Consider the following 25,756-nt stretch of genomic DNA (forward strand, 5'->3'; position numbering starts at 1 on the left):
TTTTCTGTCATAATTTCACTTTCCTGACGTTAAGTCATTGTATATCTTCTTAAGTTCAATAAGCTGATCTCTAAGCATAGCAGCGTTCTCGAAATCCAGCTCTGTCGCTGCTCTCTTCATCTTCTTCTGAACCTGTCCGATGAGCTTCTCAAGTTCATCTGCACTCATGGATTCAGGATCCTTTTCGAACTTGACTTCTTCCTTGGCAACGGCCTTAGTTACTGCGATAAGGTCACGTACTGCCTTCTTGATGGTCTGAGGAGTAATGCCATGTTCATCGTTATATTTCTGCTGGATGGCACGTCTGCGCTTGGTCTCCTCGATGGCCTTAGTCATGGAGTCTGTCATGTTGTCGGCGTACATTATAACATGGCCCTCAGAGTTACGGGCAGCTCGTCCGATGGTCTGAATAAGGGAGGTCTCTGAACGAAGAAATCCCTCTTTATCAGCGTCGATGATGGCAACCAGGGATATCTCCGGAATGTCCAGACCCTCTCTAAGGAGGTTGATTCCAACCAGTACATCAAAGACATCAAGTCTCATATCCCTGATGATCTCTGATCTCTCAAGGGTATCTATATCTGAGTGAAGGTACTTGACCCTGATGCCTGACTCTGCCAGATACTGGGTTAGATCCTCCGCCATTCTCTTGGTAAGGGTTGTGACAAGAACCTTGTTGCCTGAATCCACTACCTTCCTGATTTCTGAAATGAGGTCATCAATCTGACCCTCAACAGGCCTTACGTCAACCTCAGGGTCAAGAAGTCCTGTAGGTCTTATTACCTGCTCTGCACGAAGCAGTTCGTGTTCTTCCTCGTATTTACCAGGGGTTGCAGAGCAGAACAGCATCTGGTCGATGTGTCCCTCAAACTCCTCAAAGTTAAGAGGTCTGTTATCCAAGGCTGATGGAAGTCTGAAGCCGTAGTCCACAAGGGTAAGCTTCCTGCTCCTGTCGCCGTGATACATAGCTCCAACCTGAGGTATTGTCATATGTGACTCATCAACAATGATGAGGAAATCTCTGTCAAAGAAGTCAAGGAGAGTAAGTGGTGGCTCTCCCGGGGCTGCAAAGTTAAGATGCCTTGAGTAGTTCTCGATACCTGAGCAAAAGCCTGTCTCCCTCATCATCTCAACATCGAAGTTGGTTCTCTCAGAGATCCTCTGGGCCTCGATAAGCCTGTCCTCTCCTTTGAAAAACTTAACCTGTTCCTCCAGCTCTTTTTCAATGTTGTCACAGGCCTTGTTGATCTTGTCCTGAGGAACAACGTAGTGGGATGCAGGATAGATCATGACGTGGGAAAGCTCAGAGTGGATCCTTGCAGTAACAGGCTCGATTTGAGTGATCCTGTCGATCTCGTCTCCAAAGAACTCTACCCTTATAAGGAAATCGTCCCAGTTTGCAGGGAAGATCTCTACAGTATCACCACGGACTCTGAAGTTACATCTTCCAAGCTCCATGTCATTGCGGTCGTACTGAATTGCGATAAGGTCCTTAATGAGTTCATCTCTGTCCTTTTGCATACCCGGGCGAAGGGAGATAGACATTCCCTTGAACTCCTCAGGGCTACCAAGTCCATAAATGCAGGATACACTTGCTACAACGATGACATCGTTTCTCTCAGCAAGAGATGCAGTAGCTGAGAGTCTGAGCTTGTCGATCTCATCGTTGATAGATGAATCCTTGGCAATATAAGTATCAGTCTGTGGCACATAGGCCTCAGGCTGGTAATAATCGTAGTATGATACGAAATATTCAACCGCGTTCTCCGGGAAGAACTCCTTCATCTCTCCATAGAGCTGTCCTGCCAGCGTCTTGTTATGGGAGATGATCAGGGTTGGCTTATTAAGAGCTGCTATGACATTCGCCATGGTGAATGTCTTACCAGAACCTGTTACGCCAAGCAGGGTCTCAAACTGGTTGCCCTCTTTAAAGCCCTTGACCAGAGCTTCTATGGCCTGTGGCTGATCGCCGGTTGGCTTATATTCTGAGTGAAGTATAAATTTATCCATATCTCTTTTCCAAAATAAAAAAGCTATACTTACCACTAGTTAACGTGATAAGTATAGCAGATTCATTTAAAAAAGTATATCATTTTTCGAACAATTGTTCTATTTTGGCCACATATTTGGCTATTTATTCCTCAGAAATAATTCCCTGAGAAATCTGGTTGATGGTCTCAGACATAGCACTGAGTTCCTCGATGTTAGCGTTGATCTCTTCCATAGCTGCGCCCTGTGAGGTGATGTTCTCGTTGATACCAACTGTCTTCTCAACCATGATTCCTATAGTCTCTGACATGTGGTTAAGGGTTGTAGCGATCTCCTCACTGGTGTTAGTTGAGGTAAGTGCAAGTCTTCCAACTTCTTCAGCAACAACTGCAAATCCCTTACCTGCGTCACCTGCTCTTGCAGCCTCAATAGAAGCATTCAGGGACAGGAGGTTTGTCTGGGAAGCGATGTCCTGGATGATGTCGATGATCTTAAGAGAAGCTTCTACAGACTGATTGATTATCTCAGTTGACTGAACGATCTCAGCCTGCTTACTTGCTACTTCAGTCATGTCTTTTGTAGCCTGATCAACGGTCTTGGTCATCTCTGACAGAGCCTGTGTGAGGTTGTTTACACTGGTCCTCATCTCGCTCTCAATTGCCTGATTCTTCTTGGCATCTGTAATGTCCAGAATGGATCCGGCAACAACTATAGGTGTTCCATCACTCTCTCTTACAGTATCGCCATTGGCCCTAAACCATCTGTAAGTTCCGTCTTTTCGTCTGAGCCTGTATTCCAGATCAAATGGTGTCTGACCAGAATAATCGTTAACATGCTTATTGAAAGCATCAAGAGCTGCCTGCTTGTCTTCAGGATGGAGGCTGTCACTCCATGAATTGAGCACGTTAGGGAAGTCGCTCTCATCCCTGTATCCAAGGAGACGTCTAAACTGCTGACTCCACCAGAAAGCATTATTTGGATTGGAAGGATCTCTTCCAACAACGTTCATGCTCCAGCTACCTTCTGACAGTGTGCCATCAATAGCATCGTGACGCTGAGTCTCGATCTCAAGCTTTCTCGCCTGCTCCATCTGCTCAGTAATATCAATGAAGATTCCTATGAAGATCACAGGAACACCCTTTTTATCTCTGGAAAGATTACCAGCCGCGCGATACCATCTGTACGCTCCAGACCTTGTCTTTAATCTGTAATTGACATCGTACTTCTTGGTATTGGTCCTGTCCTGCAGAGTTGCACCAAACTCTGACAGAACCATCTCTTTATCATCGGGATGCAGCTTGTCAGTCCAAGCTTCCAATGTATTAGGGAAATCTGACTTGTCCCTGTATCCAATCATTCTACGGAATTCGTCGCTCCAAACAACCTTGTTGATCTCGCCGCTTGATGAGTCGAAATACATCTCCCACATACCGGAACAGATTATTTCGTTGACCATGTTAAGCTTGTCGGTCTCGCCTTTGGCATATTCCATTATCTGGGCAGCCTTAGCATTGATAAGATCGATCACTTCTTTTTCGCTTTCTGAAACAGCTTCCACATCACTTATCAGGTTCCCGCCCTTAAGGACGTTTTCTAAGTCGCCACCTTCGATAGCGGCCAGCAGGGAAGCATTACTTGTTTCCTTCTTGAAAAACATGAGCGAACCTCCTTTGAATGAATAATTGTGAAGTTGTGCACTAAAAACAGTGCTCCAATCCTCATTTTACTATACTAATGAGGCACAACACAACATGGTCAAAGATTTTCTTTTTATAAAAATGTATATTTATTTACCCCAAATATATCTTCTCAAATTATATGTATCCCCATTCCTTTGTCACGGTATCTACCCAGCAGAACTCTCTGTTTCCAATATATCTGCCGTCTGAAGACGTAGAAAATGTATCCACTGTGATTATATTATCCTGTTCAAGCACCTCGCTTACAGGAGTATGACCAACCACCTGAAACAGATCCTTTGGATACATTCCTTTTGCAAGATTTCCATACTGTGGTCTTACCCAAATTGGTGAATTTACCTCCCACAGAACATCGACGCCATATCCATTAACGCTCTCAATTACTTCCTCAAGATCATCCATTTCATTGTATAGCTGGTTCTCCACAAACTCGTAAGAAAGACCTGCATGGCTGAACAACGTATTATCAAGTTTATGGATGATAGCAAGGTTATCCGGAGATTCCAAAGAATCTCGCAGTTCCTCGAACATATCACAGACCATATCCGCCGCCATGATTGAATATCCAGGGTGATCGTACTGATCCCACAAATAAGCCAGGTCATGGTTTCCATAGCACCAGAGTGTCGATGGATATTTTTTAGCAAAGCGAATGGCGCTCTCTAATGTTTCCTCATAAAGATCCACATCCCCCTGGCACTTCCAGTCATCCACAAGATCACCAACGCATACTGCCCTCTCGCAATCAGTGTTGACCATTATTTCATCGGCCTGTTCAAATATCCAGGGCTTTAAATGTACATCCGGAATTACTAATACCTTACCCATTCTGCACCTTATCTCCCACAAAAAAGAATGCTATACTTACCACTATTTAACATGATAAGTATAGCAAATTTCGGCTAATTATTCCCTTTTATCACTGCCACAGCTCCTGCCAGTCCTCTGCTCCTGGCCACAAGAATACCTGGCCCTTAACAAGGCGGCAGTTTCTCTCTGCCTTTTTAAGGAGCTCCATCTCATCATCAGTGAGAGGATCCACAGTGGTGCACTTAAGATTTGAGATGTACTGAGGCTCCTTCACCGAAAATGGAATTGGACACATGCCCCTTTGTACTGCCCACTTAAGGCATACAACTGCAGGGTGGATGCCATGGTTCTTGGCAACGGTCACAACCTCTGGAAGCTCTGTATCTGCCACATCCTCCGCGGTTCTGTCTCGCTCAGGGCGGCTCGGAGAGCCGATTGGGCAAAAGCCTATAGGAACGATATCGTGGGCTACTGCGTAGTCGAAAAGGTCCTGCTGCTGGAATGAGGGATGACACTCCATCTCAAGAGCAGCGGGTTTAATCCTGCAAAGAGGAAGGACAGCTTCAAGCTTTGAGATCGTCATGTTGGACATTCCAATTGCCTTTACAAGGCCTGCATCCACAAGCTCCTCGCACTGCTTCCAGGTGTCCATGAACTCATCCACTGAGAAGGGCTTTGAGTCAGGATTTCTTGAATCGCCGTCACAGCCTGGTGCGTGGTAATTTGGGAAAGGCCAGTGTACAAAGTACAGGTCTATGTAGGAAAGTCCAAGATCTGAAAGGCTCTTTTCGCAGGCCTTCCTAACCTCGCGGTGCTGGTCGTTCCATACCTTGGAGGTGATAAAGAGCTCTTCCCTTGATACCACATTCTCAGAAAAGAGGCGTCCCAGCACCTCTCCAATCTGGTGCTCGTTCTGATATACTGATGCACAGTCCAGCATGCGGTAGCCGGATTTTACAGCGCCATAAACTGCCTCTGATATCTGGTCAGGGGAGTACTTGTCAGACCCGAAGGTTCCAAGTCCCATGGCAGGCATCACAGCGCCGGTGTGGAGCTTCCGAACCGGAACTTTTGTTATATCTATAGTTTCACTCATCTCACTTTTCCTCCTGGTCGCCAAATACAACTGCAACCTTTCCGCACTGGCCCGAAGCCATAAGTGCGTATGCTTCTCCTGCCTCATCGATTGAGAACTCGTGGGTGATAAGCTCATCTGGATGAATGCCCCAGCGAACCAGTCTGTCAACCAGCTCTTCCATTCTCCACAGTGATGTTACCCATGAGCCATAGATGGTCTTCTGGCCGTGGATGATATCAGGACTTGGGTTAAAGTTGCAGGTTCCGCCTTCACCTACAAATGCGATCTTTCCATAGGAATGTGTAGCCCTTATTGCAAGCTGCCTTCCAGGGTCTGAAGCTGAGCAGTCGATAGCTTTTTCTACTCCTCTTCCCTTGGTTGCTTCCATGATCTTATCCAAGGTGTCATCTCCTGGCTTAAATACGTTGTCCACAAGGCCAAGCTTTTTGGCAAGCTCGATACGGTAGTCGTTCATCTCAACGCCGATTAACTGGTTGGCACCAAGAGCCTTGCACAGCATAAGTGTAGCCAGACCAACAGGGCCAAGGCCTGTAACGAGAACAGCGTCATTTCCGCTGATACCGATCTTTTCAATTGCTTCATAAACAGTTCCAAATCCGCATGCTACCTGAGCTCCATCCTTGTATGTAAGCTCATCTGGAAGTGCGATAAGGTCTTTTTCATCAGCAAGGATGTACTCACCCATACCGCCGTTTCTCTGCCAACCGTAAGCTGCGCGGAACTTGCTGGTGCAGGAAATATAGTAGCCCCTGCGGCAGTCATTACAAACGCCGCATCCGGAGATGTGATAGACGATGACTCTGTCACCCTTCTTAAATCGCTTAAGGCCCTCGCCTTCCTCGACGATAAGTCCGCAGGGCTCGTGACCTGCGATCATTCCAGGAATGTAGCCCTCTGCACCTTTTCCTGTGTGCTCTCTGTAAATACAGCGGATGTCACTTCCGCAGATGGTTGTTGCCTTTGTCTTAATTACTACCTGTCCATATCCAGGTGTTGGAACCTCAAACTCCTTCAGTTCTACTGTTGAATTACCTGGCAGGATGGCTCCCTTCATTCTCATTTTTACTGCCATAATTTTGCTCCTTCCTACAATACTTTTTCAGTTTCCTTCTTAAACAACTCCCTTGCGCAGGATGATGTTGGCGTACAGTGCTTTTTCAGAGGTCATGATGACGCAGCAGGATTTCTCCCTGGTCTGGTCATAGAACTTCCATTTGTTGATCTCTTCAAAAGCTCCCGCTCCGCGCTCGTCATACTTTGCAACTATTTTTTTGTACTCATCCCAGATGGGGGTATCGAGCTTACCTACGTCTCCTGGCTCAAGGCTCATAAGTACGCAGGGCGCATGCATCTCTTCGTTTCTGTCAGGGTACGTATCCAGCGGAAATACCTGTAATATTGCATCCAGGATCTCCGGCACTCCGTGTCCGTCAAGCCTTATCACCGGCTTTCCAAAGGAGTGTCCCGGGAAATTTCCGTCTGCGATTGTGATCTCATCTGTGTGTCCCATCTCGCACAAAACCTTAAGAAGCTGCGGAGACAGGATAGGTGGAATTCCTTTTAACATCTGCTTTCTCCTTTCTGTGGCGGGAAAAGAAATCCAGTCACCAATTCACTTTTTTGATAGAGCGAAACGTTTCGCTCTCCCCTAAAAAAATATGAGCTAATGCTCAGGGCAGGCTCTTAACTGAGCTGCCCTCTATAAGCCTGGTATCAAGAGATATCTCTTTTGGCTGATCTAAAGACCCGCTGTCTATGCGGCCAAGCAGCATTTCAACTGCCTTTTCGCTCATCTCCTGAAGTGGCTGTTCCACCATGTAAACCGGTGGATTAATGAGGTGGAAAATTATCTGGTCATCAAAGCCCAGAATCGATATATCCTCAGGACACTTAAGTCCTGATTCATTAACTGCCATCATGGCTCCGAGGGTTATCTCGTAGTTGTCTGTAAACACCGCTGTTGGGCGCTCCCTAAGTGCCAGAAGCTTTTTCATGTTCTCGTATCCCCAGGCAAGGGAATGACTTCCAAGGCAAACGTACTGTTTATTTACCTTGACCCCGGCCTTCTTCATAGCCTGCTTAAATCCCTCGTAGCGCTCTCTTCCTGTGTATTCCTTCTTGGAGGCTATTATGGCGATCTTTTTGTGGTTGTTCCTAAGAAGGACATCCATGGCATTTATCACTGCCGCGCGGTTATCGATCTTTACGCAGTCAAAAGAGCCATCGGTGAGAGCTCTGTCCAGAAGCACGACCGGAACGTTTCGCTTTCTGGTACAGTCAAGAAAAGCAGCAGTTTCTGAAACAGGAATTACGATGATGCCATCTACCTTTCTGCCAAGAAGGTGTTTAACATTCTGCTCCTCCTGCTCCTCGTCGTTGTTGGAATCGCAGATAAGTATCCCATATCCATGGCGCCTTAAAATCTCACTAAGGAAATGCAGGAGCTGTCCGCAGAATGGACTGTCCACACTGTGAACCATGATCCCAATGGTCCTGGTCTTTTTGGTAACAAGACCTCTTGCGATCTCGTTGACCTCGTAGTTTAACTCCTTTATGGCAGCTTCTATCTTTACTCTGTTTTCCGGTAGAACATTTCCGCCGTTAAGGTACTTGGAAATAGTAGCAAGGGATAATCCTGTTCGCTCTTTGATATCAATAATTGTGGCTGGCATCTAAGTATTCCTCTCAAATTTCTATCTACTTAACAATACTGCCACAGCATCAAAAGCCTGGTCAAATCCTATTTTCAAACAGGAATCAGATATCCTGATATCGTGCCCTTCCGCCTCGAAGACGTCTTCAACCACATATCCCTCTTCAAGAGGTATCTCTATTTCCTGAGGACCTTCATGCTCAAAGGTATGAACTATAGCAAGGGCCTTGCCATTATCTCCGTATCTTACGGACGCCTGATAATCCTTAAGGGCTCTGTTTGATGTCTGGAATGGTCCATACATTCTGGTCACGCCATTTGCGATGATGGGAGATACCTTCTTGTAGAACGCTGTTCCCTCATCGGTAACTTCCCACTGCTCCTTGGAAAGATCGAACACATCTCCAGAAATACACAGCGCTCCGTACATTCCGGCGCTTATGGAATAGGCAATCCTCTTTAGAGGGTCTGATGCCCTAAGCACTGACCAGATCTGACTCTTTTGCGGAAGAATCAAGCTCTGGAGATCTGCTGCGATAACCGGGATCTCTTTTTCCTCGTGGGCATCTGAAAATGACAGGAAGTCTGCCAGCTCCATGAACCCTGGTTCAAGCCTGTGTCCGCCTGAAGAGCAGACTTCGATGGCAATTCCTGGAACCTCTCGCCTTATCTTTTCATAGAACTTCCTGGTGGCTTCCACACACTGGCGAAGTCCTTCGCCGTAGCTCTCAGCCCCGTCACATCCAATTCCAATGGTGTCGTTGTAATCTATCTTGATGTACTTAAATCCGTTGTCGTTGAGGAAATCTATAACCTTCTTAGTAAGGTAGTCTTCAACCCACTTCTGTCTCATGTCCCAGAATCTTCTGGTTCCTGAGATGATGACCTTGCCATCCCTTGTAAGAAGGTGCGGTGTATCTGTAACTGCATCTGCATCCTTGCCCACAACTTCGAGCTCAAACCAGATACCCGCCTTCATGCCGGCGTCGTTTATCTTCTTAACTACGCTCTTTAATCCATTTGGGAACAGGTCAGAAGCAACTCTCCAGTCGCCCATGTTGTCCTGCCAGCCCTTGACGGAATCAGCGTACCAGCCAGCATCAATGACAAAGTAGTCGTATCCCCTGCCCTTGATCACAGCAAGGATCTTATCTATGTTCTCCTCACTGGGTTCGCCCCAGGTGGTGCAGTATTCGTTAAAGAAAAGCGGAAGATCTTTTACCCTCTGGTTATCCAGAAGCTTATCTTTCTGAACATCAAGGAGTCTGTCGCATACCATCTCAAAGTCCTCTGCTGCCACTGTCACATAGCATTCCGGAGTGGCAAAAGAACTGCCGGCTTCGATAACCTTTCTCCAGTGACCAAACTCATAGTCCGCTATTCCGCAGGTGATTGAAAGATTCTCATCCATGCGGACAGCCTCTATCTGCCATGAGGAGGATGCTGCCAAAGTCATAGCCCAGATAACACCAGCCTCTTTATCTTCCACTGCTGCAAATGGGAAGTATCCGCGGATAGGCATAGAACCTGTAGTTCCAAACTTCTCGCAGCGAACACCAAATCTTGCCCAGGAGGGCTCAAGCATCAGGTCTTCTATGGAGTCCTGAGCATGCCTTCCCTCTGCGCTCCAGCGACTTCTGAATCTGTGAAGCACGAGCCTTCCAGTGGCTTCGTCCCCGGCAAAGGGCGTGATGCCAGAAAGGCTCATGGAAGAAAGGGCTTCAATAGTGATATCTGTATCTGAATCGTTATAAACTTTTGTAAAAATACGGAGAGCTCTGGAACCTTTTTTGTAGATGACAACGTGCTCCAGTCTCATTCCATCAGGAGACTTAAGGGTGGTCGTAATCTCTTTTCTCTGATCTGTCTCAGTAACGTCCTGAGAGACATAGGTAAAGGACATGGTCATACCGCTGTTGTGCCTGGTCATTCCTGCAGCGAAGCCAATGCAGGAAGAATCTCCAAGGCAGGATATCTGAACCATGGGATCCGGTCTTCCTTTTTCCCACCTGGCCCCGTCAGCATTTCCTGGAACCATGGAAAAAGAAACCAGTCCCTCCGGAGATATTACGTATATCGCATTCATATCCCCAAGAGATATGATCTTCACCTGTTTGTCACTCATTTACTAAGCTCCCCGAAAAATGTATTACAGTTTTCCTCCAGAGGTTGCGATGCCTTCGATGAACTGCTTCTGGAAGAAGATGTAGATAATGATCATTGGCACGCAGGAAATAAGCGCTGCCATCATAAGCTCTGGGTATTTTTGCTGGTACTGACCGTTCATCTTGGCAAGAGCACTGGCCAGTGTAGTTGCTCTGTTGTCAGGGCAGACGATCATTGGCCACATCAGATCCTTGTATGCGAACACTGCTGTGAAGATACCAAGGGCCACCATTGATGACTTGGTTAAGGGTGACATGATATACACAAAGGTCTGTGGAATGTTGCAGCCATCCAGTCTTGCTGCCTCCTCAAGGTCCTTTGGAAGCTGCATATAAGCCTGACGAAGAAGGAATGTTCCAAAGGCTGAAACGATACCCGGGAAAACAAGGCCCCAAACAGTGTTTGTGAGATGGAGCTTGCTGACCATAACGTACTGAGGAATGATGAAGATCTGAACAGGGATCATCATCTGCAAAAGAACTACAGCAAACATAAGGTTCTTTCCATTAAACTGAAGTCTTGCAAATGCATATCCGCTGAGGGTGGCGGTAAGAACCGCAAAGAGGATCCTGAGGGCCACCATTAAAAGTGTGTTTATATAAAGCCTTACGAAATCCATGGCCTTGACTACATTTCCAAAATTCTGGGTCTGCCACACTCTTGGCACGATTACGAATGGATCAACCTGCATTGTCTCTGCAGTGGTCTTAAAGGCCGTAAGGAACATCCATAGGAAAGGTACCAGCATTGTGATAGATACAAGTATCAGAACTACATAGATGCAAATATTTGCTACTGATCTTTTCATGACTGCCTCCTTTCTTACTCGTAATGAACCCATTTCTTCTGACCTATGAGCTGCACAATTGTAAGCAGCAATATAACAGCCAAAAGAACTACAACAACAGTTGCACCGTATCCCTTCTTACTCTGTTCAAAGGAATACTTGTAGAACAGAAATACCAGGGACTGTGTCTTTTTCCATGCGGGATTGTTAAGGTCGATCATCATGTAGATAAGGTCGAATACCTGCATGGCTCCGATGATCCTTGTGACAAGCACAAAGAAGATAGTAGGTGATATAAGTGGAATGGTTATGTTTATCAGCTGATGCCATCCGTTGGCGCCGTCAAGTGAGGCTGCCTCGTAGTAGTCTCCGGGAACCTCCTGAAGGCCCGCAAGGAACAGAACCATGTTGTAACCAATAACTGACCAGATACCGATGGCAGCTATGGAATAGATGGCTATCTTTGGATCAGATATCCAGTTGACCTTGATGTGGAACACGTTGTTGATAAGACCAAAATTTGAGTTGTACAGCCACTTCCAAACCATGGCTATAGCTGCAGGTGCAACTACCATTGGCAGGAAGAAGATGGTTCTGAAAACGTCTCTTCCTTTGAGCTTTTTGTTGAGCAGGACTGCCAGCAAAAGAGCTATCACAATCGAAAGTGGAACCTCAACAATGGCATACTTGGCTGTGTTCCAAAGTGTCTGCCAGATCTCACCATCTCCAAGGACCTTCTGGTAATTTGCAAGACCAACGAATTTATTGCCCTTGCCAAAATCTCCCGTCTTATAGAAGCTCTGTTTGATCGTATCGATCATCGGATAGATATTAAGCACAAATAGTCCGAGCATTGTTGGAAGAATGAACAGCCATCCCCAGATAAATTCACTTTTCTGTCTTGATGTTAACTTCTTATTCACGGGTATCTCCTTAAAAAGTTTGTAATCTGTTACTTTAAAAATGCGCCCAGGGAGCATTTCCCTGAGCGCACCCCTTCTATTCTACCATTTTAAGTAGTAGGACTCATCATTACTCTTCAGCAAGATCTGCGTTCATCTCTGCTGCAATATCCTTGCAGACTTCGTCTACAGGCTTCTCACCTGTCCAAGCATCCTGAAGCTTCTCGATCATCATGTCTTCCCAAACTGTTGTGTCTCTTGAGTAAGGTCTGAATACGAGCTTAGCATCAAGCATCTTCATGTGACCATTGAGGTCGAATGCAGGAACTGAGTTAACCCATGCATCTGATGTTCCCATGTAAGCTGACATTGTTACACCAAGCTCTGCCTGCTTAAGCTGGCCTTCCTTGGATGTAAGGTACTCGATAAGTGACCATGCTGCTTCTGGGTTCTTGGTGTTAGCTGCTGCTGCCCATCCAAGTCCGTTGTAGATAGATACACGGTCTGAAGGATCATTTGTGTATGGAAGAACTGCTACGTCACAGTTTGCTGCTGTGTACTCGTTGTCACGATAACCAGCGAGCATCCATGAACCGTTGATTGACATAGCAACCTTGCCTGCCTGAAGGAGCTCGTTAGGAGCTGTCTCAGAAACAGTTGCAAGATCTGGGCAGGAACCCTCAGCGATCATATCTGTGAAGAGCTTAACTGCTTCGATGGTCTTAGGATCATCCATACCAGATGTCTTCTTGTCGTCGCTGATTACGTATCCGCCGTAAGAATAGATTGTGTTGTAGTAACCTTCCTGGTTGTTACCTGGAGCAATTGCATATCCCCAGTGATCAGCATTTGTAAGCTTCTTAGCATTTTCTGCGAAGTCTTTCCATGTCCATGTGTCATCTGGGTAAGCTACGCCCATCTCATCGAAGATGGTCTTGTTGTACCAAAGAGCGATTGTATCGATATCCTTTGGTACTGCGTACTGCTTGCCATTTGACTGGTAAAGCTTAACGATGCCTTCGTAGTAGTTATTAAGATCGATCTTGTCGCTTGCTGCGATAAGGTCTGTAAGATCAAGGAGCTGATCGTTCTCCATGTACTTCTGTGCAACGTTTGAGTGCATCCAGAATACGTCTGGAAGCTCGCCGCCTGTTGCGCCTGCTTCAAGAAGTGTCCAGTAGTTGTTCCAGTCTACTACCTGAATAGTAGCCTTAACGCCTGACTGTGCGCTCCACTCGTCAACTATCTGCTGAAGTCCGGGTCTCTGGCCCTCATCCCATATTGTTACTGAAAGTTCACCCTCAACACTGCTTCCGATGCTCTCTGGTGCAGCTTCCTCTGCTGCTGGAGCTTCTGCTGCTGGAGCCTCGGCTGCTGGAGTCTCAGCTGCAGGTGTCTCTGCAGGAGCTGATCCGCCACAACCAATAACTGAAGCTGCGGTAAGTGCGCTTAATAAGATCGCAAGTACTTTCTTTTTCATCTTTTTCCCTCCTGATACAATACTGTTCTCTGACTATACGTTATTTTGATAGCCTTCCCCTGATTGCAGTTTAATCATAAACAATCAGGCATGTAATGTGTATGTTAGTTTGTGTCGTTTTGATGTCATTTTGTGATATGACATAGATTAAATTGCGTCAATAACTGTTACAAATGATGCGAAATCTTCCGAAATTGTGAATCCTTTTTTATAGAACTCTGATAGCGTAATGCCCATATTCATGAGCTCATCGCCATAATACTCTTTGCCTTCCATCCGGTAAAGGGTATCCGGGTCAAGACCTGCAAGTTTTAAAAATCCAGGTAACGTATTGACATTTGATCTCATGCAGTAAAATCCAACGATAGCTCTTTTCCTGTCCTCTGAAACCACCATCCATGCGGTCTGATCAGTCTCAAACGGGGATCTGAGCCTGTAGAAATCGCCATACTGGATAAGCTCTCTGTGCTCCTTCATGAACTCGATCTGGCTCTTAACCTCATCGAACTCCTTATCAGATATCTCGTTGAGGTCAAGCTCGTAGCCAAAGGTTCCAAAGTATGCCACATTGGCCCTTGTCGCTATGGAAGTGGTCCTTCCTGTCTGCTGGTTTGGTACCGCAGATACATGGGATCCGATGGATACTATTGGATATCCGTAGGATGAGCCATACTGGATCCTCAGTCTGTCAATGGCGTCAGTGTTATCTGAGCACCATGCCTGTGGCGCGTAGTAGAGCATTCCTGCATCAAACCTGTTTCCTCCTGATGAACAGGATTCAAACAGGATATCCGGAAAGGCTTCGATAAGCCTTGAGTAGAGGCTGTACACACCAAGTATGTACTTGTGGTATACCATTCCCTGCTCCTGCGCCGGGCATCCATTACTGAAAACTTCAGTAAGCGGACGATTCATGTCCCACTTGATATAGCTGATGGATGCGCCATTTATTACTTTATAAAGCATGTTGTAAATATAATCGACTACCTCTTCCCTGGAGAAATCAAGCACCAGCTGATGTCTTCCAAGTGAAGATTTCCTTCCTGGAACAGCCAGCACCCACTCAGGATGCCTTCTAAAGAGGTTGCTGTTTGGGTTCACCATTTCAGGCTCGATCCAGAAACCAAACTTAAGGCCCATGGCTTCGATCTTTCTGGCAAGTCCAGCCATTCCCTGCGGGAGCTTGGCTGGGTTCTCTACCCAGTCACCCAGGCCTGCAAAGTCATCATTTCTTTCGCCAAACCATCCGTCATCAAGAACGAAGAGCTCAACGCCTGCTTCCTTGGCCTTGGCAGCGATCTTAAGGATACTGTCCTCGGTGAAGTCCATAAAGGTTGCTTCCCAGTTGTTGTTAAGGATTGGCCTTGGCTTGTTCTTCCATTTGCCTCTTACCAGGTTGTTATTGTAGAGCCTGTGGTAAGTCTGGCTAAGGCTGTTAAGGCCTGTACTTGTGTAGGCTATGACAACCTCTGGTGTTTCAAAGGTCTCTCCTTCCTTTAATACCCAGGTGAACCTCTCAGGATTGATACCCATCAGGATCCTGAGCCTTCCGTAGGTATTGCCCTCAGCAGCAGCAAGGAAATTACCACTGTACACAAAGGAGAATCCAAAGGCATCTCCAGCAAAATCATCAGTGTTTGGTCTCTTGATGATCATGAACGGATTGAAGTTAGCACTGGAAACACCGCGCTTTGACTCTATGGATGTGGTTCCGCCTGTGAGCTTTCTGACTTCAGGGATCCTCTCCCTTGCCCATGCTCCTGCAAACTGAACCATCTCATAGTCCTGATCCGGGAGATCTATGCAGCAGGAAAGCGCTTTTGTGAGCTTAACCTTTGTGCTTCCAGTGTTCTTAAACTCCGCGTGTCTTGCGACTACCGGGTATTTTTCAAAAATGGTGTAGGACAGCAAAAGAGTCATCTGGGCCTGTTCATCTACAAGCTCAACCTCTAAGGTTTTGGCCTCATCTTCAGCTGCATAAGTAGCTGGAAGGCCTGTGATAGCTCTTTTCCCAGGGAATATGCTGTGGCTCTTATATACAAAAGAGCTAACCCTGGATCCGTTTGACTGCTCCACCTCGAAGGCAGATGCCCCAAAATCCGTCGTTCCGAAGGAAGGGTATTCCTGACGGTTGAGTTCCATTGAATAACTCTCAGTATCAGCATCTACCGCTATGTTTGGCATTCCGTTTCTGAAGATCACATAGGAGAAATCATCCCTCTCCCTGATGCGCTTGCCAAAATAGATATTGCTAAGCTCCCCGGATGGGGCAACCGCAATGATATAGCTGATCTGGTCGTTATACAAATGAAACTGCCTGGATGTTTTATTCCAAATTATATTCATTTGTATACCCTTTCATCAGTAGTTAATAGTTTCTGTTCGCAATCAGATAAAGACATTTTAAGTTTATCTCCCACCCATTACAAAAATAATGGCTTTTTTTGATTTTTTGATGTCAAAATTTGACATTTGCATTATAATCTAAAGTAACATTTTGACATGGGAGGGAATTCTATGCCTCAGGAACTTCTTGGATGTGATTTTTGTAAATTCGTTAATTATGAGGATTCTGACGATTTTTACCTATATGAAATGGGCACCAATAAGTGCGAGCCATTGTATTCATACGAACATCTTGTTAAAAATCGTATCATCATCCACTTTGTCTTAAACGGAAAGGGGATACTGCGGTTAAATGGCAAGCAGTATGACGTAGGTCCTCACCAGATATTCCTGATCCCTCAGGATACCAGAACCTTCTACCAGGCAGATGCTGAGGAGCCATGGGAATATATCTGGTTCCACATAGGAGGCCCCAAGATCCCTCTTATCCTGAAGGAGGCAGGCCTTACCCCATCTCATCCCGTATATACTCCCGTGGCATGCGCAGACAAGATCGAGGCCCTGGCTAAGGATATTCTGGATAACTACACCCGCCAGTACTACTGCGTTGGAACCCTTTATAAAATATGCGATTACATGATCGAGAATTCTAAAGCGAAGCAGGAAGATGACTACGATAGTTCCCTGCTGTACGTTAAGAACGTGATCTCATACATTCAGCTCAAGTACTCCGAGCACGTTAAGATTGAAAATATCGCCATTTCCCTGGGGCTTAACAGAAGCTACCTGACAAGGCTCTTTAAAGAGGCCACCGGATACTCTCTTCAGGAATATCTTCTTACCTACAGGATGAAGATGGCAATAAAGCTTTTGTCAGAAAACAAACTCAGTGTAGCCGAGATTGCAGAAGCTGTGGGCTACACTGATACATTTACTTTTTCCAAGGCCTTTAAGAGACACTTCCACCAGTCACCATCTTCCTGTAAGGGAATAGATTACAGCATAGCTACGGGAATGCTGGGTATTGCAAGAGCCAATATTCTGTCTCCAAAATCCTGATATTTTCTTTGAATATAAGTTCAGCCGGGCGATCTCTCACCCGGCTGTTTTTGTCATTTGATATCAAGCTCTGGCGGCTCGTCAAGGTTCTTTGAGACATATTTGCCGTCCTTCTTGCGCTGCTTGACACATTCAGTTAAAAGATATTCTATCTGTCCGTTTATCGATCTGAAGTCATCCTCAGCCCAGGCAGCAATTGCATCGTATAACTTCGCGTTTAATCGAAGCGGAACCTGTTTTTTATCTGCCATATCAGTAGAGGCTTCCTGAGTTAACTATTGGCTGTGCGTCGTGATTGCCACACAGAACTACGAGGAGGTTTGAAACCATCGCTGCCTTGCGTTCCTCGTCCAGCTGAACAATTTCTTTTTCATTAAGTCTCTCAAGTGCCATCTCAACCATTCCAACAGCACCATCAACGATGAGCTTTCTTGCATCTACTACTGCTGAAGCCTGCTGCCTCTGAAGCATTGCTGCTGCGATCTCAGGAGCATAAGCTAGATATGTGATCCTTGCGTCAACGATCTCGATACCAGCACCTTCAACCTTGGACTGGATCTCCTCTCTGATCTTGCCAGCAACAACCTCTGTTGAACCACGAAGGCTGCCATCGTCTGCCTGTCCATCACCAGTTGTGTCAACGTTTTCAGTGATGTCATATGGATAGAGCTTAACTACGTTTCTAACTGCAGAGTCGCACTGAAGTGATAAGTACTCTTTGTAGTTGTCTACTGTAAATACTGCCTTGGCTGTATCTGTAACCTTCCACATAACAGCAACTGCGATCTCTACAGGATTACCAAGGATGTCGTTTACCTTCTGCTTGGAATTGCTAAGAGTCATAACCTTAAGGGAGATCTTCTTGCTAGGGCCTGCCTTGAGCTCGCCTGTTGTTCCAATCTGGCCACCGCTTACAACGATTCCTGAAAGGCCGCTCTTCTTACCATCAGAGATATCTCCGCTCTGTCCAAGCTTGGTGTCTGCTGCAGGATTAAATGCTGTGCAGAATGGATTTACAAAGAAGAATCCGTCGCCCTTAAGGGTTCCTACATATTTACCGAACAGGGTAAGCACAAGAGCCTCACCTGGCTTAAGAACCTTAAGGCCAAGGAAAAGGATCCATCCAAATGCCAGATACAGGATAGCTGCGATAAAGAGAATTGTGCTAAATTCCTGGCCCTCGTCCATTATGATGCCACCTGCCAGTACTGTAAAGAACGCCAGTACATAAAGTGCTATTGTGAGGATCATCATTGCGATCCCGTTTTTGTGTCCACTGATTACCTTTTCTTTAATATTTTCGTTCATGACTGTTCCTCCATTTGTGTCTGCCGGCCGCTGCTGCGGCCTTCATTGATGTCATAAGGCGATGTAATTTGTTTTGATATCATTATGATATCATTTTCTATCATTTTGTCAACATTCTTTTTTGCGCAATAAAAAACTACCCAGGACATAAGGTCTTGGGTAGCCTAAAATTCTTATTTCTTTCTGCCTGATTCTATAAGCTCTTTTTCAAAAGCTTCAGGGTTTTTGAGGTAGTAGTCCTGATGATATTCCTCTGCCTCATAGAAGTTCTTGTAGGGCAAAAGAGCTACTTCCGTCTTTTTACCTGATGACTGTTCGAGGGCTGTCAGCTTTTCTTTTGCTATCTGCAGCTCCTCTTCTGACATATAGAAGATAGCTAGCGTATAGGAAAATCCCTTGTCGATAAACTGTCCCTCGCCGTCATATGGATCCACGTTGGCGAAGTAGATATCAAGGAGCCTGTTATAAGATACCTTCTCGTCATCATAAACAAGCTTTATTGTCTCTCTGTGTCCTGTCTCCTGGTGCTTTACCTGCTCATAGGTGGGATTGACTTCATCTCCTCCTGCGTAGCCACAGATTACCTGGTCTACTCCGTACATCTTGTAGATTGGAGTAACGCACCAAAAGCATCCCCCAGCAAAATATGCTTCCTTTATCATTTCAAATCTCCTGTTTCTGATTCTTTTTCAAGCTGGCTCTTGCGTTTTGCTGTATAAGCCTCTATCTGCTTCCACAGGCTCTGAAGCTGATCCTTATGGGCACAGAGCTTCTCATTACAGTTGGCACACTTCAGATAGTCATTGGTGTTTTCTGAAAAGCGCTCCGGGTGGCGATAGAAAGTGATCTCCCAGCGGATAACCAGAATGACTGACAGTGCCAGAAGTGTCCAGGTGTAGGTCTTAGATACAAAGAAAAGCGGCGTGAACATCATGGCGTAATCCCAGTTGTAGATCCTGCAGGTACTGCAGCACTTGTTCTTCATAAACCAGCTCTGGAAAGGGCAGAAGAACAGGATGCAGATAACGTCACATACAGAATATGCACTGCAAAGAAGTATCATTATTCCATCATCGAAGATTCCCTTCATATGCAGAGCACCAAATACCAGATTAAAAGAGATCCATATGAGGAGTACCAGCATTGATGCGTTATTGTCCTGTATCTTGATATCTGTCTTACCTGACTTGATATAATTTCTTGCAAACTGTTTCTGGCATCCAGGACTCTCCGTCTTTGAAGGGAAGAATCTGAATATCATCTCAAGAACAAAGACCGCCCAAACAATCCACAAAACCGCAGGAATGCTCTCCATCCTCGTAAGGATTGTCTCTTTTCCATGAACCCTGTCTACAATATAGCAGACAAGGAGCACAACAAATATCACGCTTCGGTAAAAGAGCCTTATGTAATGTAAAAAGCTTACTGTAGTGATCTTGCTTCCCTTTAAAAGCTTTTTCTTTAACGCTTCAAGCCACATTTAATCCGTCTCCAGTTATAAAGTAACTACTATTTCTTTATCATCAATGAGCTTGGCTGAAGCTGCCTTGCCATCGCAGCTAAGTTCGTAGTCACCCTTGAAAGCTTCTACGTTTGCCCACCCATTTTCATCTGTTGTAATTTCAGTATCAGTCCACCACTCTTCTTTTACAAGCTTTTTAAGCATATCGAATGATGGCTTTTTGCTATTGTCCAAACGAAGAAATCCGCTTGGTGCCTTGAGCCATGCTCCGTCCTTAAAATCCCAGGTGGTGATGGCTTCTACCAGAGGATGCTCAAAGAGTATCCTGTACATCTCCTCGATCTCTTTTGCCTGACGCTGTTCCCCTTCAGGGGTTGAAGGCCACTCATCTACCTGCCAGTCGTTGAGATCAACGATATGTGCTGGCATGATATCGCCTGAGATCAGAGTATTCTCAGTGAAATGAATAGGAAGACCAAAGTGGGAAAATCTATCAAGTACCTCTTCCAGTTTCTCTTTTCCCCAGTAGCCCTGGTGCTGGTGGGACTGGATACCTATGGCGCTTATAGGAACACCTGCATTAAGACATCCATCGATAAGTATCTCATAATTGATGGAAGTATTAAAGTCGTTAAGAAGAAGGACTGCGTCCGGATTGTCAGCGTGAGCCCTCTCAAACACTTCCTTGATCAGGCCAACTCTTCCCTTTTCCTTGCAGATTCTTGTGATGGCGTTGTCGTACTTATCAAAGATTGGCATGATGACCACTTCGTTGATAACGTCCCACATATCAATAACGCCCTTAAATCCCTTGACTTCGCGGTCGATTCTCTCAAGCTGCTTCTGAAGGATTGTGGCGTTGTCATATTTCATAAGCCAGTCAGCGCATACTGTGTGCCAGCAAAGAGGATGTCCCTTCACCCTGGCACCCTTGCTGTTTATGTACTGCGCAGTCTTCATGAGGATGTCAGTATTTGGCTTGCCCTCTTCCGGCTCAAAATTGCCCCAGTAAAACGGAAGTGTCGCATAGTTAAAGATCTCAAGCCAGCTGTCAGTTATCTTCTTATGTTCTTCATCACCATTTTGAACATAAGGCATAAAATCAAAAGCCCCGCAGCCAAACAAAAACTCATGGTTTGTCTGCTTAACCGAAACCTTCTTGTTTACGATGGGATTACCCTGCCCATCTACAAAACGGATCTTCTTGCTTACTTTCCTATGTGCTATACCCATATGCATCCCCTTTACTCTGCCTTAATCGTTGTTTCTACCACGTTATTATTCTCATCAAAGATGATCAACACATCCCCGGCCCAACTTAGTCTAACATTTTCTGTTGCCTGAATCTTATAGATTTTTGCTTTCTTACCCTTTGTCAGATTCTGCTTGTAGATCTTGTTCTTTTTCCAGAGATATACATATCCGTAGCGATAACCGATAACCCTTGTCTTGCCACCCTTAGAAAAATAAAGGGTTTTGAATTCTTTGGTCTTGGGGTCAAAGGAAAAAAGTCTGTCAGACCTTATATCATCTACATCAGCCTCGAAAGGCGATATATACATCTGAGGGCCACATAGAATTCCCTTTATCTCAGTGAACGCGCCGTAGATCACACCATCCACGTATATCATCTGATCGCTGTATATTCCAGACTTTCTCGCAAGGTCTGTTCCTTCGATAGCCTCAAAGTCCTCGCCATTTGTGGAATACATAAGCTCACTGTCGCCAAATCTCTTTTTAAAATACACTTCTCTGCCATCATCCAGCGTGATACTGGCTTCTGTGTCCAGGATGTACCATGTTTTAGAATCAGTGACGAACTCTTCGCTGGTCATGGTTCCCGTCTTAGGGTCGTAAGTGTACTGAAGAACATCTTCGCCATCATAGACCATGAACTTCACCTGCTTGCCATCAGTGTAGGTTCTGGTGACACGCTCCTGCTCGCCATCTACCTTAAATATCTCTTTTGTTTCCCCGGTTCTTATGTCATAGAGATTTACTACCTGATTATCTTTCCCGTCAGCGTTTGGTCCATCATACACGTAGTACTCACTACTCAGAGTATTCGGTCCAAAATGCTCCGGATTTATTTCCCACTCCCCATAGAACTGAACCCCAAAGACCGTATTCAATACTGTCATTATCAGTCCGATAACGATCTGTACTATAGTCAAAACTCTCCCAAACATACTCTCTCCCCAAATTTGACCTTACCAAATCTCGCGCCCCACAGGCTCTCCCCAGTCAAACTCTCCGTTCACCTTTAATTCATCCCCGTACTCGCTAGCACGTTCTTCCAAAGTCTTGTGCCTAACAGGCATTTCTTTTGCATTTTCAGTTACCTGCATGTTCTGATCACGATCTGTTTTTGCCATATTCTATCCCCCTAAATGCTATTTTTCCCAACTCATTACATTATAGGAGAAATCGGCCCTTCCGCCAACTAAACTTACAGATTAAACGAATCGTAGGTGTACACCATATCCTGCTCAATAACAAAATCCTCGTCGCATACAGTTCCAAAGCTGCTGCCACGGTCAAGGAGCTGGGTGGTGCACATGGCGGCGGTAACTTCTCCCTCTACAGGAATGTCTGAAACGTCCTTGTCTCCGGATAAGAAGCTCCCAAATCCAAAGATCACCACAAGCCCCACAAATATCACCACAAACGTATATACAAAAATCATCATCTGTCTGCTTCTCCCTCTGGCGCCAGAAGATCGTCCACATCGACGCCGTACCTTTCCTTCAATATCATCTTTATCCGAATCCCGGCGTTACCCATTCTCTCTTTCACCGCCGGAACTCTTACCTGCGCATCCTCCGCTGCGTAGCTAAGTGCAGCGTCGTAATGGGCAGCGGCAAAAGAGATAACGGCGGAAGCAGCTGCAGACGCCGCAAGGAGCTGTGCCACCTTCAATGCTCTCTTCCTCGTCCTCCTGCCAGGATACTTCCTAAGCGCCACTTCAATCTCAGCGCAGCTTTCATACCTGTCCTCCCTGTCAGGTTTTATGCACTTATCTATAACCTCCATAAGTTCAGGGGAGCACTTTCCACCAAGCAGCAGGAGCATTGTCCTGCCAAAGCAGTATATATCAGTTCTTGGATCTGTCTGCCCAAGATTTCCATACTGTTCAGGAGCCGCAAAACCTTCAGTTCCAAGATTTAGGGTATCCGTCAGCGCTCCCTGCTCCATAAATCTGGCAGCCCCAAAATCTATAAGAGACAGATGACCATCCGGCCTTAGCATGATATTTGCGGGCTTAAGATCCCTATATACAACCGGTCTCTTTAGGCCATGAAGATGTCCTAGCATATCCAAAAGCTCAAATCCAAAGGTAACTACCTCTTTCTCATCAAATCGCCCCTTCTTTTTCAGAACCTTCTCCAAACTATTTCCAGGAACATAATCAAGCACAAAGGCGTCATCATACTCCGCCACAACTGATGGTATCCCTGGGTGATCAGCAAACCTCAAGACCCTCGTCTCTTCCTCTACAATCTGAGCTGCTGCCTTCCCATCAAACACATGCTCCTTGATAACCTTTACTGTAACAGGCCTTGCACTTTTCATATCAACAGCCATGTAAACCACGCTGCTGCCACCCTCTCCAAGCTTTCTTAAGATCCTGTATCTGCCCCTGTACACACTCTCGTTTCTTAAATACTCCACCGCAAAATCCTCCATCTAAAAATCGCGCCATCAATACTCAAGACACATGGCAGCAACCGAGATATTGTCATCCTCATCTCTGCCCATAGCAAGCTCTGCCAGCTTCCTGCAGCTATCAAGCATGTCATCTGATGTTACGCACATCTGAGGACAAAGCTTACCATGGATCTCATCTCCCTCTAGTGTCCTCCAGAATCCGTCACTTACAGCCAGAACCGTTGTATTTGAGCCGATCTCACCCCTACTCACATCAGGCTTGATCTCTAAATTCGTCCCAACACTCTGAAGCAGCACACTTCTGTCAGGATCTGCAGCTACATCAGCCTCAACTATTATCCCCTTATCAAGCTTATCCTGCACAAGGCTCTGATCCCTGGTTACTGCCATAGCTCTTTTTCTGTCCACGAGATATATCCTGGAATCGCCGATATTAAACGTCATATACTTTCTGCCAATCTGCAAAAAAGCTGTCAGTGTGGTCCCAAGCTTTATCCCCCTGTGCCTGCCATATCGCCTTATATCGCTGCTGGTCTTTACTATGAGACGCATCAGAGAAGTCTCGATGGTATCCCAGAGCTTGTCCTCAGGCAGGTTCTGCATAAGTGCCAGTTCCTCTCCAAACCAGCCTTCAAGAGCCCTTATCATCTTGCAGCTCGCAACCTCTCCCTTGGACAATCCGCCCATTCCATCGCATACAGCGGCAAAAGAAATCCTTCCATACCTCTTAGTGTTGGCCACCTTTACAAGACAGGAGTCCTGGTTAACTTTGCGCACCTTCCCTGCATCGGTAAAAATACACGCTTTTACTTCCATGTTGTTTAACCTCATTAAATTCAAAAAATAAAAGTGAAAATAACGTCCGAAACGGACAAATCAGATAGCACTATGAATAAATGCTCTGAAAATAAAAAATGACTGTGTCACAGATACGTGACACAGTCATGAATATTACTATCAAATATTTTATTTGTCAAGAAGACCGTTCATAACCTCAATTGCCTTTTCAAGCTGATTGTCTGTCTTGTCCTTGGCATAAGCATCAGCATCATAATCAACCTCAACATCAGGCTCAATTCCAATACCGTGGATGTTATTGCCATTAGGTGTATAGTAGTCACTTACTGTAAGCTTAACTGCAGTTCCGTCCTTGAGGTCAAATACTCTCTGAACGATTCCCTTACCAAAGGTAGTCTTACCAACCAGAGTTCCGATCTTGTAATCCTTGATGGCTCCTGAAAGGATCTCTGAAGCACTTGCTGAATACTGGTTCACCAGTACAACAACAGGAATGTCTATCTCGTGAGCTCCGTCGCAGGTGTAGTCATCTCTTTCACCGTTTCTGTCCACGGTATATACGATAAGTCCCTTAGGAAGGATCTGCCTTGCGATATCGCATACAGCCTGAAGGCTTCCGCCAGGATTACTTCTAAGGTCGATGATAAGTCCCTCGATATCACTGGCTCTAAGCTCAGCCATTCCCTCTGCAAACTGATCAGGAGTGATATCGTCAAACTCTGTGATCTGGAGATATCCGATATTCTCATTATCTCCAAGAAGCTTGGTATTAACTGTAGGAACCTCTACTGCTGACCTCTCAACATCAACCTCGATCTCCTCCATCTTAGATCCACGAAGAAGTGTGAGATGCACTGTTGTTCCCTCAGGTCCCTTGATAAGTGAAACCACTTCGTCAAGCTCCATTCCCTGAGTAGACTCTTTATCCACCTCATAGATGATGTCGTCTGTCATAAGCTCCGCTCTCTCAGCGGGAGTTCCAGGCATAACACCTGAGATACGTGGAAGATTCATATCACTGTCAAGGCTGACATAAGCGCCAATTCCATAGTAAACACCGGCAGTATCAGTCATAAGCTCATTGAGCTCTTCCTCGGTATAATATACAGAGTAAGGATCTCCAAGAGAATCCATAAGACCCTTGTACATTCCAATGGCCTCTTCCTCTTTATCAACATCTGTCTTGTAATAGTAGGTGTCGATAACATCTTCAAGAGCCTGGATCTTGCCCAGTGTCTCATCAGAAAGAAGTTCATCGCCATCTCCGCCCACCAGAGCACTGGAACCATAACTAAAGGGTGCTCCAAATCCGGCATTTAATCCCCAGAACACATATATTCCAGCCACGATGAAAAGAGCTAACAGGCATCCAATAAGAATTCCGCTGATAAAACGTCTTCTAAGCCTGCCATTCTCTGTCACTGGTGCAACACCTGGTGTAATCTGAGGCACAGGCTCCTGCTGCCCATCCTGTGGGACCATATCCATATTATTACCAAAATTACTATCCATAGCTTACTCCTGCCCT

At 45.7% G+C, this 25,756-nt stretch carries 24 protein-coding genes; 1 reads left to right on the forward strand and 23 read right to left on the reverse strand.

Annotated features, from left to right (window positions below; genetic code table 11):
* Positions 1–15 precede the first annotated feature (15 nt).
* From uvrB to D6855_RS08830, 12 genes are all read right to left on the reverse strand, one after another.
* Positions 16–2,010, reverse strand: coding sequence for an excinuclease ABC subunit UvrB (uvrB, locus tag D6855_RS08775; RefSeq protein WP_120740116.1), 1,995 nt, complete (start codon positions 2,008–2,010; stop codon positions 16–18).
* 124 nt (positions 2,011–2,134) lie between these two features.
* Positions 2,135–3,646: a methyl-accepting chemotaxis protein gene (locus D6855_RS17040; protein ID WP_120740118.1), complete on the reverse strand. Its 1,512-nt coding sequence runs from the start codon at positions 3,644–3,646 to the stop codon at positions 2,135–2,137.
* A 157-nt stretch (positions 3,647–3,803) separates the two neighbouring features.
* Positions 3,804–4,517 carry a metallophosphoesterase gene (locus D6855_RS08785; RefSeq protein WP_120740120.1) on the reverse strand — a complete coding sequence of 238 codons (714 nt, stop codon included), beginning with the start codon at positions 4,515–4,517 and terminating at the stop codon, positions 3,804–3,806.
* A 91-nt stretch (positions 4,518–4,608) separates the two neighbouring features.
* Positions 4,609–5,595, reverse strand: a complete 987-nt coding sequence (locus D6855_RS08790; RefSeq protein WP_120740122.1) for an aldo/keto reductase family protein — start codon at positions 5,593–5,595, stop codon at positions 4,609–4,611.
* A 1-nt stretch (position 5,596) separates the two neighbouring features.
* Positions 5,597–6,670 (reverse strand): zinc-dependent alcohol dehydrogenase family protein, encoded by a 1,074-nt coding sequence (locus tag D6855_RS08795; protein WP_120740124.1) that lies wholly within the window; start codon positions 6,668–6,670, stop codon positions 5,597–5,599.
* Positions 6,671–6,709: 39 nt separating this feature from the next.
* Positions 6,710–7,165, reverse strand: coding sequence for an RbsD/FucU family protein (locus D6855_RS08800; RefSeq protein WP_120740126.1), 456 nt, complete (start codon positions 7,163–7,165; stop codon positions 6,710–6,712).
* 103 nt (positions 7,166–7,268) lie between these two features.
* Positions 7,269–8,270: a LacI family DNA-binding transcriptional regulator gene (locus D6855_RS08805; protein WP_120740128.1), complete on the reverse strand. Its 1,002-nt coding sequence runs from the start codon at positions 8,268–8,270 to the stop codon at positions 7,269–7,271.
* 21 nt (positions 8,271–8,291) lie between these two features.
* Positions 8,292–10,376, reverse strand: coding sequence for a glycoside hydrolase family 36 protein (locus D6855_RS08810; RefSeq protein WP_243111848.1), 2,085 nt, complete (start codon positions 10,374–10,376; stop codon positions 8,292–8,294).
* 24 nt (positions 10,377–10,400) lie between these two features.
* Positions 10,401–11,225: a carbohydrate ABC transporter permease gene (locus D6855_RS08815; RefSeq protein WP_120740130.1), complete on the reverse strand. Its 825-nt coding sequence runs from the start codon at positions 11,223–11,225 to the stop codon at positions 10,401–10,403.
* A gap of 14 nt (positions 11,226–11,239) precedes the next feature.
* The gene (locus D6855_RS08820; protein WP_330546909.1) at positions 11,240–12,127 is read right to left on the reverse strand and encodes a sugar ABC transporter permease; all 888 of its coding nucleotides are present in this window, start codon (positions 12,125–12,127) and stop codon (positions 11,240–11,242) included.
* Between the two features lie 109 nt (positions 12,128–12,236).
* Positions 12,237–13,586: an ABC transporter substrate-binding protein gene (locus D6855_RS08825; protein ID WP_120740134.1), complete on the reverse strand. Its 1,350-nt coding sequence runs from the start codon at positions 13,584–13,586 to the stop codon at positions 12,237–12,239.
* Between the two features lie 147 nt (positions 13,587–13,733).
* Positions 13,734–15,932, reverse strand: a complete 2,199-nt coding sequence (locus D6855_RS08830) for an alpha-galactosidase (RefSeq protein WP_120740135.1) — start codon at positions 15,930–15,932, stop codon at positions 13,734–13,736.
* Between the two features lie 171 nt (positions 15,933–16,103).
* On the opposite strand from D6855_RS08830, the gene D6855_RS08835 reads away from it, so the two are divergent.
* Positions 16,104–16,991, forward strand: a complete 888-nt coding sequence (locus D6855_RS08835; RefSeq protein WP_158589496.1) for an AraC family transcriptional regulator — start codon at positions 16,104–16,106, stop codon at positions 16,989–16,991.
* A 53-nt stretch (positions 16,992–17,044) separates the two neighbouring features.
* On the opposite strand, the gene D6855_RS08840 is transcribed toward D6855_RS08835, so the two are convergent.
* The 11 genes from D6855_RS08840 to D6855_RS08885 all read right to left on the reverse strand — a co-directional run bounded on the left by D6855_RS08840 (position 17,045) and on the right by D6855_RS08885 (position 25,740).
* Complete coding sequence (locus D6855_RS08840) at positions 17,045–17,242, reverse strand: PTS ascorbate transporter subunit IIC (protein ID WP_120740139.1); 198 nt, start codon at positions 17,240–17,242, stop codon at positions 17,045–17,047.
* Between the two features lies 1 nt (position 17,243).
* Positions 17,244–18,287, reverse strand: coding sequence for an SPFH domain-containing protein (locus D6855_RS08845; protein WP_120740402.1), 1,044 nt, complete (start codon positions 18,285–18,287; stop codon positions 17,244–17,246).
* Positions 18,288–18,472: 185 nt separating this feature from the next.
* Positions 18,473–18,961, reverse strand: coding sequence for a peptide-methionine (S)-S-oxide reductase MsrA (gene msrA / locus D6855_RS08850; protein WP_120740141.1), 489 nt, complete (start codon positions 18,959–18,961; stop codon positions 18,473–18,475).
* Positions 18,958–19,779, reverse strand: coding sequence for a hypothetical protein (locus D6855_RS08855; protein ID WP_120740143.1), 822 nt, complete (start codon positions 19,777–19,779; stop codon positions 18,958–18,960). The genes msrA and D6855_RS08855 overlap by 4 nt, the downstream gene beginning before the upstream one ends.
* Positions 19,780–19,794: 15 nt before the next feature.
* The gene (locus tag D6855_RS08860; protein ID WP_120740145.1) at positions 19,795–20,994 is read right to left on the reverse strand and encodes an endo-1,4-beta-xylanase; all 1,200 of its coding nucleotides are present in this window, start codon (positions 20,992–20,994) and stop codon (positions 19,795–19,797) included.
* 11 nt (positions 20,995–21,005) lie between these two features.
* A complete protein-coding gene (locus D6855_RS08865; protein WP_120740147.1) occupies positions 21,006–21,950 on the reverse strand; it encodes a hypothetical protein in 945 nt (314 codons plus the stop codon).
* 21 nt (positions 21,951–21,971) lie between these two features.
* Complete coding sequence (locus D6855_RS16695) at positions 21,972–22,136, reverse strand: hypothetical protein (protein WP_158589497.1); 165 nt, start codon at positions 22,134–22,136, stop codon at positions 21,972–21,974.
* Between the two features lie 74 nt (positions 22,137–22,210).
* The gene (locus tag D6855_RS08870) at positions 22,211–22,450 is read right to left on the reverse strand and encodes a hypothetical protein (protein ID WP_120740149.1); all 240 of its coding nucleotides are present in this window, start codon (positions 22,448–22,450) and stop codon (positions 22,211–22,213) included.
* Complete coding sequence (locus tag D6855_RS08875) at positions 22,447–23,433, reverse strand: serine/threonine protein kinase (RefSeq protein WP_158589498.1); 987 nt, start codon at positions 23,431–23,433, stop codon at positions 22,447–22,449. The genes D6855_RS08870 and D6855_RS08875 overlap by 4 nt, the downstream gene beginning before the upstream one ends.
* A gap of 30 nt (positions 23,434–23,463) precedes the next feature.
* A complete protein-coding gene (locus D6855_RS08880) occupies positions 23,464–24,246 on the reverse strand; it encodes a PP2C family protein-serine/threonine phosphatase (RefSeq protein WP_158589499.1) in 783 nt (260 codons plus the stop codon).
* A 150-nt stretch (positions 24,247–24,396) separates the two neighbouring features.
* A complete protein-coding gene (locus D6855_RS08885) occupies positions 24,397–25,740 on the reverse strand; it encodes a S41 family peptidase (RefSeq protein ID WP_243111849.1) in 1,344 nt (447 codons plus the stop codon).
* Positions 25,741–25,756 lie beyond the last annotated feature (16 nt).

Origin of the sequence: Butyrivibrio sp. CB08, assembly GCF_003625485.1 — a bacterium.
Lineage (GTDB): Bacteria > Bacillota > Clostridia > Lachnospirales > Lachnospiraceae > Butyrivibrio.